The organism is Streptococcus mitis (assembly GCF_009496285.1).
Classification (GTDB): Bacteria; Bacillota; Bacilli; order Lactobacillales; family Streptococcaceae; genus Streptococcus; species Streptococcus mitis_BP.
The window spans coordinates 1-15,254 of sequence record NZ_WIJK01000033.1 but is presented as its reverse complement, the minus strand read 5'-3'; the positions used below and the strand labels follow the sequence as shown (position 1 = coordinate 15,254).

Here is a 15,254-nt window from a genome sequence, read left to right as displayed (position 1 = left end):
CGATTAAATGAACTGGTAGATTAAATAGCATTATCTCTGTTAAGTCATTTTTTCCAAAGATTGTTCTAAAGGATTGATGCTATGTAGAAAGACAATACTAAATATTTTGATAGGAAGGTGACCTGTATTTTTTATACCGATTATCTTCGTATTTTTTGTATTAAACGATAGAAGATTGTTCTTAACTTACAAGGAACAAAGAAATTAAAAAATATCAGTATATCTATTTGTTTTGTATATCACGTGAATTCTGCATAAATCTCTTTCTAGTAATGTATTGCAACTCTACTATAGCGTTTTTATTCTTTTTTTGTGTTTACACAACATATTTTACACAACCAAAAAACAAGGTCAGGAACAAAATCCTGACCTTTGACAACTTTACCGATTCTTTAGTTCTACGTAGCGTTTGTACCAAATATTGACATAGGCTTCTGAGAAGGGGCCACGTTCATTGTTAATCCAATCAACAAGAATCTTGACATGCTCTTTCAAAATATAATCTAAGTCAGAAGAATACTTCATTTTTCGCTTGTGTCGTTCATACTCCTCAACGTCCAAGAGGCGTTTCTCACCATCTGTAAAAACTTTAACATCCAAATCATAGTCAATGTACTTTAAAGCTTCTTCGTCTAGATAGTAAGGACTTGCCATATTGCAGTAGTAGGAAATACCATTATCACGAATCATAGCGATAATATTAAACCAATATTTCTTGTGAAAGTAAACAATAGCCGGTTCTCGAGTCACCCAACGACGACCGTCACTTTCGGTAACAAGTGTGTGGTCGTTGACGCCGATAATAGCGTTCTCTGTTGTTTTTAGTACCATGGTGTCTCGCCAAGTGCGGTGAAGACTCCCATCATGCTTATAACTTTGAATTGTAATAAAGTCGCCTTCTTTTGGAAGTTTCATAACTAACCAACTTTCTACAATTTATAAGTTTATCGTTTACTATTGTATCACATTTTTGTTTAAAGTTCTTAGTTTTTTTATGAAAAAATTAAAGATATTCTCTGAGAGCGCTGGCTATATCCGAAAAATCGTAACCTTTTCTAGCTAAAACTTGGGTCAAACGTTGCTTGAGTTCGTATCCTTCATACTTTCGTGAGTATTTTGGGTATTGTTTATCGAGCTCTTTAAAAATCAGCTCTTGGACAGTTTCTTCATCGATCTGGTTATCAAGTTGATCAAAGGCAGCCTTGGCTTCTGAGTAGGAAAAACCTTTGTTGGTCAGATTTTGGATAATCTTGTCCTGTAAGGCGCGGGCTGGCAATTTTCCCTGATATTTTTTCAGTAGTTTTTCAGCTGTACGCTCTGCGACTTCCATCATATCAAAATCTTGTAAGACTTCTTGGATGATAGATTTAGAAACGCCCTTTTGGGAAATCTTCTGCATCAGCATATAGCTTCCCTTATCTCCTGAAAGCTGATTGGAGTTGATGATAGCTTGTGCATACTGACGATCATTGATCCAGTTGTCGTCCTTTAGAGACTGAATGACTTGGGGGATGATTTTCTCATCAATTTCATGTTTGGCAAGATAATCTCGGACTTCCTTTTCAGTACGTGCCTTGAAGGATAAGTGGTAGAGAGCTAGATTTTTACTGTAGGAAAATTGCGCAAAGGATTTAATCTCAGTTAGTTCCTCAGCTGAAATCTCTTTCCCTTTTGTCAACATAAAGCGAACAATGGTATCCTCGGTAATGTAGCAGATTTGGTCGCTATCAAGTTCGAGCAGATAGAGTCTTTTTTTCTTTTCAAGTTTTGTGATTTTCATATTTTCCCCTTACCCAAATGCTTCAAAGGCAGCAACGAGTCGAAGTTTATTTACATCGACCTGTTCTCTCCCATAATAGTCAAGAAATAGTTCAGCGTATTTAGGGTCATGTAGGTTATAGTTGAGGGACCAAACTGTCCAAAAGAGATCGATATGTCGATCACTGAAATCAGCTAAGCCAAGGTCAATAAAGCAAGAGAAGTGGTCAGCATCTTTTAGAATAAAGTTCGGTAGACAGGCGTCCCCGTGAATAAAGGCATCTGTTTCTAAAAGGTGCCCTTGTTCTTGGATGAGTTGGAAGGCCTCTTCGCGACTGTTAATCTGGAATTGGGGTAGGAGGGCCTTGGCATAGAACTCACCTTTTTCATAGTTTTTTAAGGCTCTGTCTTTATAGGTCTGTAAATGATTTTCTGATGGAAAATTGTGTGGGTTTAAGTTGTGAAGCTTTTTAAGAGACTCGGCCATGGTTTGACAGATTGTCTCTGGCTGATCTAAAAAAGCGAGAGCATAACGGCCAATGGCTTCTTTTGTCAGAAGATAGTCTTTATCCGTAGATACATAGTCGATAACAGGAGTTCCTATTCCCTCTTGTTCAAACCAACTCGCAATTCTAGCTTCTCGCTCTAATCTTCCCTTTTGATCAATTTTTAAATAGTAACCTGAGTCAAGATAAAGAACCCTTGCGCCTGAATGAGAAGAGCTGTCAGAAAGGCTTGCCCCCTCTATATAAGTTCGTAATTGCTCAGGAAAATCCAATGAGGAAAAAGATATCTTTGTATTCATGGTTTTATTGTAACATATTCTTAACCATTGAGAAACTACGTGGTATAATAGACTTATGAATCTAAAAGTCAAACAAAAAATTCCATTAAAAATCAAGCGCATGGGGATTAACGGGGAAGGAATTGGTTTTTTCCAGAAAACCCTCGTTTTTGTTCCAGGTGCCCTCAAGGGAGAAGATATCTATTGTCAGGTGACTTCGGTTAAGCGTAACTACGTTGAGGCTAAACTGCTTGAGGTCAATAAAAAATCTAAGTTTCGAGTGGTTCCAGACTGTACCATTTATAATGAGTGTGGAGGCTGTCAAATCATGCACCTGCATTACGACAAGCAGCTGGAGTTTAAGACGGACCTTCTCCATCAAGCTCTGAAAAAATTTGCGCCTGCTGGCTACGAAAACTATGAAATTAGACCAACCATTGGCATGCAGGAGTCTAAGTATTATCGGGCTAAACTGCAATTTCAAACGCGAAAGTTTAAAGGTCAAGTTAAGGCAGGTTTGTATGCTCAGAATTCTCACTACTTGGTTGAGTTAAAAGACTGCCTAGTCCAAGACAAGGAAACGCAAGCTATTGCCAATCGCATTGCTGAACTCTTGACCTATCATCAAATTCCGATTACAGATGAACGGAAAATTCTTGGGGTTCGGACCATTATGGTACGTCGAGCACGGAAAACTGGGCAGGTTCAAATCATTATCGTCACTAATCGCCAATTGAATCTGACTCTCTTAGTTCAAGACCTAGTCAAGGATTTTCCAGAAGTGGTGACAGTTGCAGTCAATACCAATACTGCAAAAACCAGTGAGATTTATGGAGACAAGACCGAGATTATTTGGGGTCAAGATAGTATACGCGAGGGTGTTCTTGATTATGAATTTTCTCTTTCTCCTCGAGCTTTTTACCAGCTCAATCCTGAACAGACTGAAGTCCTCTACAGTGAAGCTGTTAAAGCATTGGACGTGACTGAGGAGGACCACCTGATTGATGCCTACTGTGGTGTTGGGACCATTGGTTTTGCCTTTGCTAGGAAGGTTAAGAGCCTGAGAGGGATGGATATTATTCCTGAAGCTATCGAGGATGCTAAGGCAAATGCCCAGCGTATGGGGTATAGTAATACCCACTATGAGGCAGGTACAGCAGAAGAGATTATCCCTAGATGGTACAAGGAAGGCTATCGTGCTGATGCCTTGATTGTGGACCCGCCACGTACTGGTTTAGATGACAAGCTCTTGGATACCATTGTCAAATACGCACCTGAAAAGATGGTATATGTTTCCTGCAATGTGTCTACCTTGGCGCGTGATTTAGTCCGTCTAGTAGAGGTCTATGATCTACACTATATCCAGTCTGTTGATATGTTTCCACACACGGCTAGAACAGAAGCAGTGGTCAAATTAACTAGGAGAAAGCCAGCTTCTAGATAAAAACGGCAACTGGAAAGTTTTTGAAAATAAGGCTTCTAGTTACAGAGTAAGATTTGCAAGCTATCTATAAATATGATAAAATAATAGAAAATAAAATGAAAAAAGAGGTATGTGAAATGTCACGTAAACCATTTATCGCTGGTAACTGGAAAATGAACAAAAACCCAGAAGAAGCAAAAGCATTTGTTGAAGCAGTAGCATCAAAACTTCCTTCAGCTGATCTTGTTGAAGCTGGTATCGCAGTTCCTGCACTTGACTTGACAACTGTACTTGCTGCAGCTAAAGGAACTAACCTTAAAGTTGCTGCTCAAAACTGCTACTTTGAAAACGCAGGTGCTTTCACAGGTGAAACTAGCCCACAAGTTTTGAAAGAAATCGGTACTGACTACGTTGTTATCGGTCACTCAGAACGCCGTGACTACTTCCACGAAACAGATGAAGACATCAACAAAAAAGCAAAAGCAATCTTTGCTAACGGTATGCTTCCAATCATCTGTTGTGGTGAGTCACTTGAAACTTACGAAGCTGGTAAAGCAGCAGAATTCGTAGGTGCTCAAGTTTCAGCTGCTCTTGCTGGATTGACTGCAGAACAAGTAGCTTCATCAGTTATCGCATACGAGCCAATCTGGGCTATCGGTACTGGTAAATCAGCTTCACAAGATGACGCACAAAAAATGTGTAAAGTTGTTCGTGACGTTGTAGCTGCTGACTTTGGTCAAGAAGTTGCTGATAAAGTACGTGTTCAATACGGTGGTTCAGTTAAACCTGAAAACGTTGCTGAATACATGGCTTGTCCAGACGTTGATGGAGCTCTTGTAGGTGGTGCATCACTTGATCCAGAAAGCTTCTTGGCATTGCTTGACTTTGTAAAATAGTCTTTAAATATCTGAGACAGACAGTTCCCTCTCTCGAGGTTTGGGCTGCCTGTCTTCTTTTTAGTAAAAAGGCGTGCGTAAGCACGCTCTTTTCTGCATTTTGAATGAAAAAGAAAGGAGAATCATGCTTTATATTTGGTCTTATCTCAAACGCTATCCCAAGTGGTTAGTGTTAGACTTTCTCGGGGCAATTTTCTTTGTCATTGTCAATCTAGGTTTACCAACAGTTTTGGCCCGCATGATTGACCAGGGAATCAACCAAGGTGATCAGGATAAACTCTATTTTTGGGCCATCATCATGTTGGTTATTATCGTCTTGGGAACATTTGGGCGGGTTGTTCTAGCTTATGCTGCTAGTAAATTGACCACGAATATGGTTAAGGACATGCGGGATGATGTCTATTCTAAGCTGCAAGAGTATTCTCATCACGAATATGAACAAATTGGTGTATCTTCACTAGTCACTCGTATTACCAGTGATGCCTTTGTCCTCATGCAGTTTGCGGAACAAACGCTTAAGTTGGGTGTTATCACACCCATGATGATGCTATCAAGTATTCTCATGATTTTCTTGACGAGTCCTTCACTAGCCTGGATTGTCGCTTTTTCCGTTCCTTTTCTAGCTGTAGTAGTCCTTTATGTTGCGGTAAAAACGCGTCCCTTATCTGAAAAGCAACAGAAAACACTGGATAAGATTAACCAGTATGTCCGTGAAAATTTGATGGGGCTACGAGTGATTCGTGCCTTTGCTCGTGAAGACTTCCAAGAAAAACGTTTCGAAGACAAAAATGCAATCTATGCGGATAATTCGAATCGCTTGTTCAAATTAACTGGTTTGACAGAGCCCCTCTTTGTTCAAATCATTATTGCCATGATTGTAGCTATCGTTTGGTTTGCTTTGGATCCTCTCAAACAGGGAAGTTTGCAGATTGGGGATTTGGTAGCCTTCATCGAGTATAGTTTCCACGCTCTCTTGTCCTTCCTCTTCTTGTCAAACCTCTTTACAATGTACCCTAAAACGGCCGTATCCAGTGAGCGCTTGAAGGAAATCATGGATATGCCCATTTCTATTGATCCAAACGAGAATGGAGTTCAAGAGACAGAAACTCATGGATATCTAGAATTTGATAATGTGACCTTTGCTTATCCTGGTGAAACGGAAAGCCCTGTTTTGCATAATATTTCCTTTACTGCTAAACCGGGGGAAACCATTGCTTTTATCGGCTCAACTGGTTCAGGTAAGTCTACTCTGGTTCAATTGATTCCTCGTTTTTACGATGTTACGCTAGGGAAAATTAAGGTCGATGGTGTTGATGTCCGAGATTACCGCCTCAAATCACTCCGCCAGAAGATTGGATTTATTCCACAAAAGGCCTTGCTCTTTACTGGGACTATCGCAGACAATCTTCGTTACGGGAAAGAGGACGCCAGTCATGAGGACTTGCACCAAGCAGCTGATGTAGCCCAAGCCAAAGACTTTATCGAAAGTCGAGAAGAAGGTTTCGCGACTCATCTGGCTGAAGGGGGAAGCAACCTATCAGGTGGTCAGAAACAACGCTTGTCAATTGCCCGAGCAGTTATCAAGGGTCCAGATATCTATATCTTTGATGATTCCTTCTCAGCCTTGGACTACCGTACAGATGCTATCTTGCGCCGTCGTCTCAAGGAAGTGACTCAAGATGCTACGGTATTGATTGTTGCACAGCGTGTCGGAACTATCATGGATGCTGACCAGATCATTGTCCTTGATAAGGGTGAAATCGTTGGTCGTGGCCGTCATGAAGAATTGATGGAGATCAATGACATCTATCGAGAAATTGCTGAGTCGCAGCTGAAAAATGCGTCTCTGACAGAAGAATAGGAGGTAAAGGATGAAACAACAATCTAGTCTAGCTCGTCTATGGAGCTATTTAAAAGCCTACCGTTTCTCTGTTTTCTTTGCAGTCTTCTTGAAAATAGTTAGCGTTATTATGAGTGTTATCGAGCCTTTCGTATTGGGGCTTGCCATTACAGAGTTAACCAGCAATCTCCTTGCTATGGCAAATGGTGTTGCAGGAGCAGGTATAAATACCTCTTATATTGCTGTGATTCTGGTGTTCTATCTCTTACGTGGACTTTTTTATGAGTTGGGTTCTTATTACTCAAATTACTTTATGACCAATGCAGTGCAGTCCATGATACAGGATTTGCGAAATGAAATGAGCGAAAAAATCAACCGCATCCCTGTGTCCTACTTTGACAAACACCAGTTTGGAGATTTGTTAGGTCGTTTTACCAGTGATGTTGAAACTGTTTCAAACGCTCTACAACAATCTTTCTTACAGATTGTCAATGCAGTCTTTACCATTCTTTTTGTTATGGGAATGGTCCTCTATCTGAATCTTCAGCTGGCTATCATTGTTATCTTGTCGATTCCAGTGACTTATTTTGGAGCTAAAACGATTCTAAATCGTTCGCAGCCATACTTTAAACATCAGGCAGCTATATTGGGACGTATGAATGGATTTGTACAGGAAAACTTGACAGGTTTCAATGTTTTAAAACTTTTCGGACGTGAAGAAAATTCTCAAGAGAGATTTGAAAAGATTACGGATGAATTGCAACAAGTCGGATTCAAGGCTAGCTTTATCTCAGGTTTGATGATGCCTGCTCTTCACATCGTATCTGATTTAACCTACCTGATTGTTGCAGTATTAGGTGGATTGCAGGTTATTGCAGGGCGCTTGACTATTGGTAACATGCAGGCCTTCGTTCAATATGTATGGCAAGTCAGCCAGCCTATTCAAAATATTACCCAGCTAGCAGGGCAAATGCAGAGCGCTAAGTCTTCCCTTGATCGTGTTTTTGAAGTTTTAGATGAACAGGAAGAAGTCCAAACTGCTGAAGTGAAAGAACTAGCACCATTGACAGGTCAAGTTAGCTTCAAGAATGTTGATTTTCAATATGTGGAAAATAAACCATTGATTCGTAATTTCAACCTAGATGTTGAACCTGGAGAGATGGTAGCCATCGTTGGACCTACTGGGGCAGGGAAAACAACCTTGATTAACCTTCTCATGCGTTTTTATGATGTAACTGCTGGAGCCATTTTAGTGGATGGCCAAGATATTCGAAACTTATCTCGTCAGGACTATCGTCGCCAGTTTGGCATGGTCTTACAGGATGCCTGGCTCTATGAAGGTAGCATTAAGGAAAATCTTCGCTTTGGAAATCTTGAGGCAACTGACGAGGAAATCGTTGAAGCTGCTAAGGCTGCCAATGTAGACCACTTTATCCGCACTCTTCCAGGTGGTTATAACATGGAAATGAACCAAGAGTCAAGTAATATTTCTCTTGGGCAAAAACAGTTGTTAACTATCGCTCGTGCTCTCTTGGCGGATCCTAAAATCTTAATTTTGGACGAAGCAACCTCATCAGTCGATACTCGTCTAGAGCTCTTGATTCAAAAGGCTATGAAGCGTTTGATGAAGGGAAGAACAAGCTTTGTCATTGCCCATCGACTTTCTACTATTCAGGAAGCTGATAAGATTTTGGTACTTAAAGATGGACAGATAATCGAACAGGGAAATCATGAAAGTCTTTTAGCTGCAAAAGGTTTCTATTATGATCTTTATCAAAGTCAATTTTCGAATAAAAACAGAGAAAATAGCTAGGATAAATAGTCACTCATTTTCTTAAATTATCAGTCAATTAGAACTTTTTTAATATGAGTTAATTTCCTTGCTTTTGTCTACTAGGAGTAGTATACTGATGTAGTAATCAATAAATATGGTTGCAAAAATTATATTACGAGGTGAGAAATATGGTTGAATTAAAAAAAGATGCTTTAAAAGATGTAACAACATTATCTAAATCAGCGCCTGAAGCGCTAGCAAAAACAAAGGAAGTGCTTAACCAAGCAGTAGCAGACTTGTATGTGGCTCACATTGCCCTTCATCAAGTTCACTGGTATATGCGTGGCCGTGGTTTCATGGTATGGCATCCTAAGATGGATGAATACATGGATAGTCTAGATGGTTACCTTGACGAAATCAGCGAACGCTTGATCACTCTTGGTGGCAAACCTTACTCTACTTTGACAGAATTCCTTCAACACAGTGAAATCGAAGAAGAAGAAGGAGAATTCCGCAACGTAGAAGAAAGCTTGGAGCGTGTTCTAGCTATTTATCGTTACCTTATCACTCTTTTCCAAAAAGCTTTGGATGTAACTGATGAAGAAGGCGATGATGTTTCTAATGACATTTTCGTTGGTGCTAAAGCGGAACTTGAAAAAACTGTTTGGATGCTTGCAGCTGAGTTGGGTCAAGCACCAGGTTTGTAAGAAACTACCTATAAACAACAATCCGTAGAAATTTTCTACGGATTTTTCTATTTGGGTGGGCACCCCAAAACAGTCTTTTTTGAAGATTTTTGATAAAATAGAACTATCAATAAAAAGGATGAAAGCATGACAAAGAAAATCGTAGCCATCTGGGCACAAGATGAACAGGGTGTGATCGGAAAAGAGGATCGCTTGCCATGGCATTTGCCAGCAGAGTTAAAACATTTTAAAGAAACAACCTTGAATCATGCCATCTTGATGGGGCGTGTCACCTTTGATGGAATGGGCAGACGTTTGTTGCCTGGTCGTGAAACCTTGATTTTGACGCGTAATCTCGAAGAGTCAGTTGAGGGTGCTCTGGTCTTTCAAAATGTTGAGGATGTTTTAGACTGGTATCAACAGCAGGATAAGAATCTTTATATCATCGGTGGGAAGCAGATTTTTCAGCTGTTTGAACCTTATCTGGATGAGATTATTGTGACACAAATTCATGCTCAAGTTGAAGGGGATACCTATTTCCCAGAAGATTTTGACTTGACTGTTTTTGAGACTGCTGCAAGCAAATCTTATTCCAAAGATGAGAAAAATGTCTATGATTTTACCATCGAATATAGAAAGAGAAAGGAAGTCTAATGGAGCGTAGTATTTTTGGTTTTTTCACAGCTCTTTTGTGTGCTGTCTGTCTTGTAGCTGGAACACACGCTTTTCGTAAAAAGCGCTTTGGACTTGCTACTCTGCTTTGGCTTAATGCTTTTACAAACTTGGTGAATAGCATTCATGCTTTTTATATGACCTTATTTTAGATAGAATGAATAGTTAGAACGGAAGGAAATCATGCCGACGAATAGAAAAAATGATATGATGGTTTATTGCTCATTTTGTGGCAAGAGCCAAGATGAAGTACAAAAAATTATAGCAGGTAACAATGCTTTTATCTGTAATGAGTGTGTGGAGCTAGCTCAGGAGATTATCCGAGAAGAGTTGGCAGAGGAAGTATTGACAGATCTTTCAGAAGTTCCAAAACCAATTGAACTTCTCAATATTTTAAACCACTACGTTATCGGTCAAGATCGTGCTAAACGTGCCTTAGCTGTTGCGGTTTATAACCACTATAAACGCATCAATTTTCATGATAATCGCGAAGAGACAGAAGATGTTGACTTGCAAAAGTCAAACATTTTGATGATTGGCCCAACTGGCTCAGGGAAGACCTTCCTTGCTCAAACTCTCGCTAGAAGTTTGAATGTACCATTTGCCATTGCAGATGCAACGGCTCTTACTGAGGCTGGTTATGTAGGTGAGGACGTGGAAAATATCCTCCTCAAACTCTTGCAGGCAGCTGACTTTAACATTGAGCGTGCAGAGCGTGGAATTATCTATGTGGATGAGATTGACAAGATTGCTAAGAAGAGCGAAAATGTTTCCATCACACGTGATGTTTCTGGTGAAGGGGTGCAACAAGCCCTCCTCAAGATTATCGAAGGAACTGTAGCTAGCGTCCCTCCTCAAGGCGGACGTAAACATCCTCAACAAGAAATGATTCAAGTGGATACCAAGAATATCCTCTTCATTGTGGGTGGGGCCTTTGATGGAATCGAAGAAATTGTCAAACAGCGTCTTGGTGAAAAAGTTATCGGTTTCGGACAAAATAACAAGGCTATTGACGAAAACAGCTCATACATGCAAGAAATAATTGCAGAGGACATTCAAAAATTCGGTATTATCCCTGAGTTGATAGGGCGCTTGCCTGTCTTTGCAGCTCTGGAGCAGTTGACAGTAGATGACTTGGTTCGCATTTTGAAAGAGCCAAGAAATGCCTTGGTTAAACAATACCAGACCTTGCTTTCATATGACGATGTTGAACTTGAATTTGACGATGAGGCTCTCCAAGAGATTGCTAACAAAGCTATTGAACGCAAAACTGGTGCGCGTGGTCTTCGCTCAATCATCGAAGAAACTATGCTAGACGTTATGTTTGAAGTTCCAAGTCAAGAAAATGTGAAAACAGTTCGTATCACAAAAGAAGCCGTCAATGGAACAGCTAAGCCAATCCTAGAGACAGCCTAGAGGTGACTATGGAAATCAATACACACAATGCTGAGATTTTACTGAGTGCTGCCAATAAGTCCCACTATCCGCAGGATGAACTTCCTGAAATTGCTCTTGCAGGACGCTCAAATGTTGGTAAATCCAGCTTTATCAATACCATGCTCAATCGTAAGAATCTAGCTCGTACTTCAGGAAAACCAGGAAAAACACAACTACTTAATTTCTTTAATATTGATGATAAGATGCGTTTTGTAGACGTGCCTGGCTACGGTTATGCCCGTGTTTCCAAAAAGGAACGAGAAAAGTGGGGACGCATGATTGAGGAGTACTTAACTACTCGAGAAAATCTTCGAGCAGTTGTCAGTCTCGTTGACCTTCGTCATGATCCGTCAGCAGATGATGTACAGATGTACGAATTTCTTAAATATTATGAGATTCCTGTCATCATTGTGGCGACCAAGGCAGACAAGATTCCGCGTGGGAAATGGAACAAGCACGAATCAGCAATTAAAAAGAAATTAAACTTTGATCCTAGTGATGACTTTATCCTTTTTTCTTCTGTAAGTAAGGCAGGGATGGAGCAAGCCTGGGATGCTATTTTAGAGAAAATTTGAGGAAATTGAATGGCTAAAACAATTCATACAGATAAAGCTCCAAAGGCAATCGGACCTTACGTTCAAGGAAAAATCGTTGGCAATCTTTTGTTTGCTAGCGGTCAAGTGCCCCTATCTCCTGAAACTGGAGAAATCGTCGGAGTGACTATCCAAGAACAGACAGAGCAAGTTTTGAAAAACATTGGAGCTATTTTGGCAGAAGCGGGGACAGATTTTGACCATGTTGTCAAAACAACTTGCTTTTTGAGTGATATGAACGACTTTGTACCTTTCAATGAGGTTTACCAAACAGCCTTTAATAAGGAATTTCCAGCTCGTTCAGCTGTAGAAGTAGCTCGTCTTCCTCGCGATGTAAAAGTCGAAATTGAAGTCATCGCAGAGATTGGGTGAGTTATTTGAAGTTTGGTTCTTCCAAACTTCTTTTGATATAAGGAGACAAAGATGACAAAGAAACAACTTCACCTGGTAATTGTGACAGGTATGAGTGGTGCAGGGAAAACTGTAGCTATTCAATCCTTCGAAGATTTAGGCTACTTTACCATTGATAATATGCCACCAGCTCTATTGCCAAAGTTTTTGCAGTTGGTTGAGACTAAGGATGATGACCACAAATTAGCTTTGGTAGTGGATATGCGTAGCCGTTCCTTCTTTTCAGAGATTCAGGCTGTCTTGGATGAATTGGAAAATCAAGATGATTTGGACTTCAAGATTCTCTTTTTGGATGCGGCGGATAAGGAATTAGTGGCACGCTATAAGGAAACCAGAAGAAGTCACCCTCTGGCAGCAGATGGTCGTATTTTAGATGGGATTAAGTTGGAACGCGAACTCTTGGCTCCATTAAAAAATATGAGCCAAAACGTGGTAGACACAACAGAGTTAACCCCTCGTGAACTTCGTAAAACGATTGCTGAACAATTTTCAGATCAAGAACAGGCTCAGTCTTTCCGTATTGAGGTTATGTCTTTCGGGTTTAAATATGGCATTCCTATTGATGCTGACTTGGTATTTGATGTTCGTTTCCTCCCAAATCCTTACTATCTACCAGAACTTCGCAATCAGACAGGTGAAGACCAGGCCGTTTATGACTATGTTATGAATCATGAAGAATCTGAAGATTTCTACCGCCATTTGTTGGCCTTGATCGAACCAATCCTACCTGGCTACAAAAAAGAAGGAAAATCTGTTTTAACCATTGCAGTAGGTTGTACAGGAGGACAACACCGGAGTGTTGCCTTTGCCAAACGATTAGCCAATGATTTGTTTAAGAATTGGCCTGTAAATGAAAGCCATCGTGATAAAGACCGAAGAAAGGAAACGGTAAACCGTTCATGAGAAAACCAAAAATTACGGTGATTGGTGGAGGAACCGGAATCCCTGTTATTTTAAATAGTTTAAGGGAAAAGGATGTGGAAATTGCAGCCATTGTAACCGTTGCGGATGATGGCGGTTCTTCAGGCGAATTGCGTAAAAATATTCAACAGTTGACACCTCCAGGGGATTTACGTAATGTCCTTGTGGCCATGTCAGATATGCCAAAATTCTATGAAAAGGTCTTTCAATACCGTTTTTCTGAGGATGCAGGTGCTTTTGCTGGTCATCCATTAGGAAACATTATCATAGCTGGCTTATCTGAAATGCAGGGTTCAACCTATAATGCTATGCAATTACTGAGTAAATTTTTCCATACGACAGGAAAGATTTATCCATCTAGTGACCATCCTTTGACACTCCATGCCGTCTTTAAAGATGGAACAGAAGTAGCTGGAGAAAGTCACATTGCAGACCATCCAGGCATGATTGACCATGTTTATGTCACCAACACTCTAGACGATGAGAAACCGCAGGCTAGCCGCCGAGTTGTCAATACCATTCTTGAGAGTGATATGATTGTCTTGGGTCCAGGCTCCCTCTTTACTTCGATTTTGCCGAATATCGTCATTGAGGAGATTGGTCAGGCTCTTCTGGAAACCAAGGCTGAAATTGCCTATGTCTGCAACATCATGACTCAGCGCGGAGAGACAGAACATTTCTCAGATAGTGATCACGTAGCAGTCTTGCATCGTCATTTGGGTAGACCATTTATTGATACAGTACTTGTTAATATCGAGAAGGTACCTAGAGATTATATGGATACCAATCGTTTTGATGAGTATTTAGTACAGGTTGAGCATGATTTTGACGGTTTGCATCAACAAGTTCCCCGTGTCATTTCATCCAACTTCCTACGTTTGGAAAATGGTGGTGCCTTCCATGATGGGGATTTAATCGTGGATGAATTAATGCGTATCATACAGGTGAGAAAATGAGTTTCACAGTAGCAGTAAAAGAAGAAATCCTAGGTCAACACCACCTGAGTCGCTATGAGTTATCAGCTATTATCAAGATGTCTGGAAGCGTAGGTTTGTCTAGTTCTGGCTTGACCTTGTCCGTTGTTACAGAGAGTGCCAAGCTTGCCCGCCATCTCTATGAATCGTTTTTACACTTTTATGGTATTAAGTCGGAGATTCGTCATCATCAGAGAAGCAATCTTCGTAAAAATCGGGTCTATACTGTGTTTACAGATGAACAAGTCCAAGAACTTTTAGCGGATTTGCGTTTGGCTGATTCTTTCTTTGGTCTGGAGACGGGAATTGATCCGGATATTTTAGGAGATGAAGAAGCAGGTCGTGCCTATCTTTGTGGTGCATTTTTAGCAAATGGGAGTATTCGGGATCCCGAGTCAGGCAAGTATCAGCTGGAAATTAGTTCAGTTTATCTGGACCATGCCCAAGGGATCGCTTCGCTCTTGCAGCAGTTCTTGTTAGATGCCAAGGTGATTGAACGAAAAAAAGGTGCAGTGACCTATCTCCAGCGAGCAGAAGATATTATGGATTTCCTGATTTTAGTAGGAGCTATGGAGGCACGTGATACTTTTGAAGGTGTCAAGATTCTCCGAGAAACTCGAAATGACCTCAATCGTGCCAATAATGCAGAGACGGCAAATATTGCTCGTACGGTTTCTGCAAGCATGAAAACCATTAATAATATCAGTAAAATCAAAGATAGAATTGGCTTGGATAATCTGCCAGCAGACTTGCAGGAAGTTGCCCGTCTGCGTATCCAGCATCCAGACTATTCTATTCAAAAGTTGGCAGATAGTCTGACAAATCCCTTAACCAAAAGTGGTGTCAATCATCGCCTGAGAAAGATCAACAAAATTGCAGAGGAACTGTAAAATATAATATATTGATGTTCAAAAAAGATATATCGAGATTGATGTTTAAAAATTTTTAAAATAACCTCAAATCATAACCACCCGTCTAACGGGTGGTTTGCACCAGGGCTATAAGCCCAAATTACCAGCCAGCGCCTAAAGACGCTGGCTTTCACGTTGTTCAAGCCGCATTGCTCTTGACTCGTCACTTGCCTC

16 protein-coding genes are annotated in these 15,254 nt (G+C 40.5%); 13 read left to right on the top strand and 3 right to left on the bottom strand.

The annotated features are described in order from the left end of the window. Window positions 1–381: 381 nt before the first annotated feature. The 3 genes from GEZ89_RS08965 to GEZ89_RS08955 form a co-directional block, all read right to left on the bottom strand. The gene (locus tag GEZ89_RS08965; protein ID WP_049504712.1) at window positions 382–915 is read right to left on the bottom strand and encodes a DUF402 domain-containing protein; all 534 of its coding nucleotides are present in this window, start codon (window positions 913–915) and stop codon (window positions 382–384) included. 88 nt (window positions 916–1,003) lie between these two features. Beyond that, entirely contained in the window at window positions 1,004–1,780 is a 777-nt protein-coding gene (gene recX / locus GEZ89_RS08960) for a recombination regulator RecX (RefSeq protein WP_153225760.1), read from the bottom strand. A 9-nt stretch (window positions 1,781–1,789) separates the two neighbouring features. Then, entirely contained in the window at window positions 1,790–2,563 is a 774-nt protein-coding gene (locus GEZ89_RS08955) for an aminoglycoside 3'-phosphotransferase (RefSeq protein ID WP_153225759.1), read from the bottom strand. A gap of 55 nt (window positions 2,564–2,618) precedes the next feature. Between GEZ89_RS08955 and rlmD the strand changes: the two genes are divergently transcribed. From rlmD to whiA, 13 genes are all read left to right on the top strand, one after another. After that, window positions 2,619–3,986: a 23S rRNA (uracil(1939)-C(5))-methyltransferase RlmD gene (rlmD, locus tag GEZ89_RS08950; RefSeq protein WP_153225758.1), complete on the top strand. Its 1,368-nt coding sequence runs from the start codon at window positions 2,619–2,621 to the stop codon at window positions 3,984–3,986. A 116-nt stretch (window positions 3,987–4,102) separates the two neighbouring features. After that, window positions 4,103–4,861 carry a triose-phosphate isomerase gene (gene tpiA / locus GEZ89_RS08945; RefSeq protein WP_006148028.1) on the top strand — a complete coding sequence of 253 codons (759 nt, stop codon included), beginning with the start codon at window positions 4,103–4,105 and terminating at the stop codon, window positions 4,859–4,861. Between the two features lie 124 nt (window positions 4,862–4,985). Then, window positions 4,986–6,722: an ABC transporter ATP-binding protein gene (locus tag GEZ89_RS08940; protein WP_153225757.1), complete on the top strand. Its 1,737-nt coding sequence runs from the start codon at window positions 4,986–4,988 to the stop codon at window positions 6,720–6,722. Between the two features lie 10 nt (window positions 6,723–6,732). Then, window positions 6,733–8,514 carry an ABC transporter ATP-binding protein gene (locus GEZ89_RS08935; RefSeq protein WP_153225756.1) on the top strand — a complete coding sequence of 594 codons (1,782 nt, stop codon included), beginning with the start codon at window positions 6,733–6,735 and terminating at the stop codon, window positions 8,512–8,514. A gap of 149 nt (window positions 8,515–8,663) precedes the next feature. After that, the gene (locus tag GEZ89_RS08930; protein ID WP_153225755.1) at window positions 8,664–9,182 is read left to right on the top strand and encodes a Dps family protein; all 519 of its coding nucleotides are present in this window, start codon (window positions 8,664–8,666) and stop codon (window positions 9,180–9,182) included. Window positions 9,183–9,308: 126 nt separating this feature from the next. Further along, entirely contained in the window at window positions 9,309–9,815 is a 507-nt protein-coding gene (locus GEZ89_RS08925; RefSeq protein ID WP_153225754.1) for a dihydrofolate reductase, read from the top strand. After that, the gene (locus GEZ89_RS08920) at window positions 9,815–9,985 is read left to right on the top strand and encodes a hypothetical protein (RefSeq protein WP_000442255.1); all 171 of its coding nucleotides are present in this window, start codon (window positions 9,815–9,817) and stop codon (window positions 9,983–9,985) included. The genes GEZ89_RS08925 and GEZ89_RS08920 overlap by 1 nt, the downstream gene beginning before the upstream one ends. Before the next feature lie 31 nt (window positions 9,986–10,016). Beyond that, window positions 10,017–11,249: an ATP-dependent Clp protease ATP-binding subunit ClpX gene (clpX, locus tag GEZ89_RS08915; RefSeq protein ID WP_153225753.1), complete on the top strand. Its 1,233-nt coding sequence runs from the start codon at window positions 10,017–10,019 to the stop codon at window positions 11,247–11,249. Window positions 11,250–11,257: 8 nt separating this feature from the next. Continuing rightward, window positions 11,258–11,845, top strand: coding sequence for a ribosome biogenesis GTP-binding protein YihA/YsxC (gene yihA, locus GEZ89_RS08910; protein ID WP_153225752.1), 588 nt, complete (start codon window positions 11,258–11,260; stop codon window positions 11,843–11,845). 9 nt (window positions 11,846–11,854) lie between these two features. After that, window positions 11,855–12,235: a RidA family protein gene (locus GEZ89_RS08905; RefSeq protein ID WP_153225751.1), complete on the top strand. Its 381-nt coding sequence runs from the start codon at window positions 11,855–11,857 to the stop codon at window positions 12,233–12,235. Window positions 12,236–12,286: 51 nt separating this feature from the next. Further along, window positions 12,287–13,177: an RNase adapter RapZ gene (gene rapZ / locus GEZ89_RS08900; protein ID WP_153225750.1), complete on the top strand. Its 891-nt coding sequence runs from the start codon at window positions 12,287–12,289 to the stop codon at window positions 13,175–13,177. Next, window positions 13,174–14,151: a YvcK family protein gene (locus GEZ89_RS08895; RefSeq protein ID WP_153225749.1), complete on the top strand. Its 978-nt coding sequence runs from the start codon at window positions 13,174–13,176 to the stop codon at window positions 14,149–14,151. Before rapZ ends, GEZ89_RS08895 begins: the two co-directional genes overlap by 4 nt. Then, the gene (gene whiA, locus GEZ89_RS08890) at window positions 14,148–15,059 is read left to right on the top strand and encodes a DNA-binding protein WhiA (RefSeq protein ID WP_153225748.1); all 912 of its coding nucleotides are present in this window, start codon (window positions 14,148–14,150) and stop codon (window positions 15,057–15,059) included. The genes GEZ89_RS08895 and whiA overlap by 4 nt, the downstream gene beginning before the upstream one ends. The last annotated feature ends 195 nt before the right edge of the window (window positions 15,060–15,254 follow it).

What these genes read in the sequence shown, in the direction of transcription:
- GEZ89_RS08940 (WP_153225757.1), top strand. Translation starts at nt 4,986, where the DNA reads ATGCTTTATATTTGGTCTTATCTCAAACGCTATCCCAAGTGGTTAGTG.
- GEZ89_RS08920 (WP_000442255.1), top strand. Translation starts at nt 9,815, where the DNA reads ATGGAGCGTAGTATTTTTGGTTTTTTCACAGCTCTTTTGTGTGCTGTC.
- GEZ89_RS08965 (WP_049504712.1), bottom strand. Translation starts at nt 915, where the DNA reads ATGAAACTTCCAAAAGAAGGCGACTTTATTACAATTCAAAGTTATAAG.
- rapZ (WP_153225750.1), top strand. Translation starts at nt 12,287, where the DNA reads ATGACAAAGAAACAACTTCACCTGGTAATTGTGACAGGTATGAGTGGT.
- recX (WP_153225760.1), bottom strand. Translation starts at nt 1,780, where the DNA reads ATGAAAATCACAAAACTTGAAAAGAAAAAAAGACTCTATCTGCTCGAA.
- whiA (WP_153225748.1), top strand. Translation starts at nt 14,148, where the DNA reads ATGAGTTTCACAGTAGCAGTAAAAGAAGAAATCCTAGGTCAACACCAC.
- GEZ89_RS08925 (WP_153225754.1), top strand. Translation starts at nt 9,309, where the DNA reads ATGACAAAGAAAATCGTAGCCATCTGGGCACAAGATGAACAGGGTGTG.
- GEZ89_RS08935 (WP_153225756.1), top strand. Translation starts at nt 6,733, where the DNA reads ATGAAACAACAATCTAGTCTAGCTCGTCTATGGAGCTATTTAAAAGCC.
- tpiA (WP_006148028.1), top strand. Translation starts at nt 4,103, where the DNA reads ATGTCACGTAAACCATTTATCGCTGGTAACTGGAAAATGAACAAAAAC.
- yihA (WP_153225752.1), top strand. Translation starts at nt 11,258, where the DNA reads ATGGAAATCAATACACACAATGCTGAGATTTTACTGAGTGCTGCCAAT.
- GEZ89_RS08955 (WP_153225759.1), bottom strand. Translation starts at nt 2,563, where the DNA reads ATGAATACAAAGATATCTTTTTCCTCATTGGATTTTCCTGAGCAATTA.
- GEZ89_RS08905 (WP_153225751.1), top strand. Translation starts at nt 11,855, where the DNA reads ATGGCTAAAACAATTCATACAGATAAAGCTCCAAAGGCAATCGGACCT.
- rlmD (WP_153225758.1), top strand. Translation starts at nt 2,619, where the DNA reads ATGAATCTAAAAGTCAAACAAAAAATTCCATTAAAAATCAAGCGCATG.
- clpX (WP_153225753.1), top strand. Translation starts at nt 10,017, where the DNA reads ATGCCGACGAATAGAAAAAATGATATGATGGTTTATTGCTCATTTTGT.
- GEZ89_RS08895 (WP_153225749.1), top strand. Translation starts at nt 13,174, where the DNA reads ATGAGAAAACCAAAAATTACGGTGATTGGTGGAGGAACCGGAATCCCT.
- GEZ89_RS08930 (WP_153225755.1), top strand. Translation starts at nt 8,664, where the DNA reads ATGGTTGAATTAAAAAAAGATGCTTTAAAAGATGTAACAACATTATCT.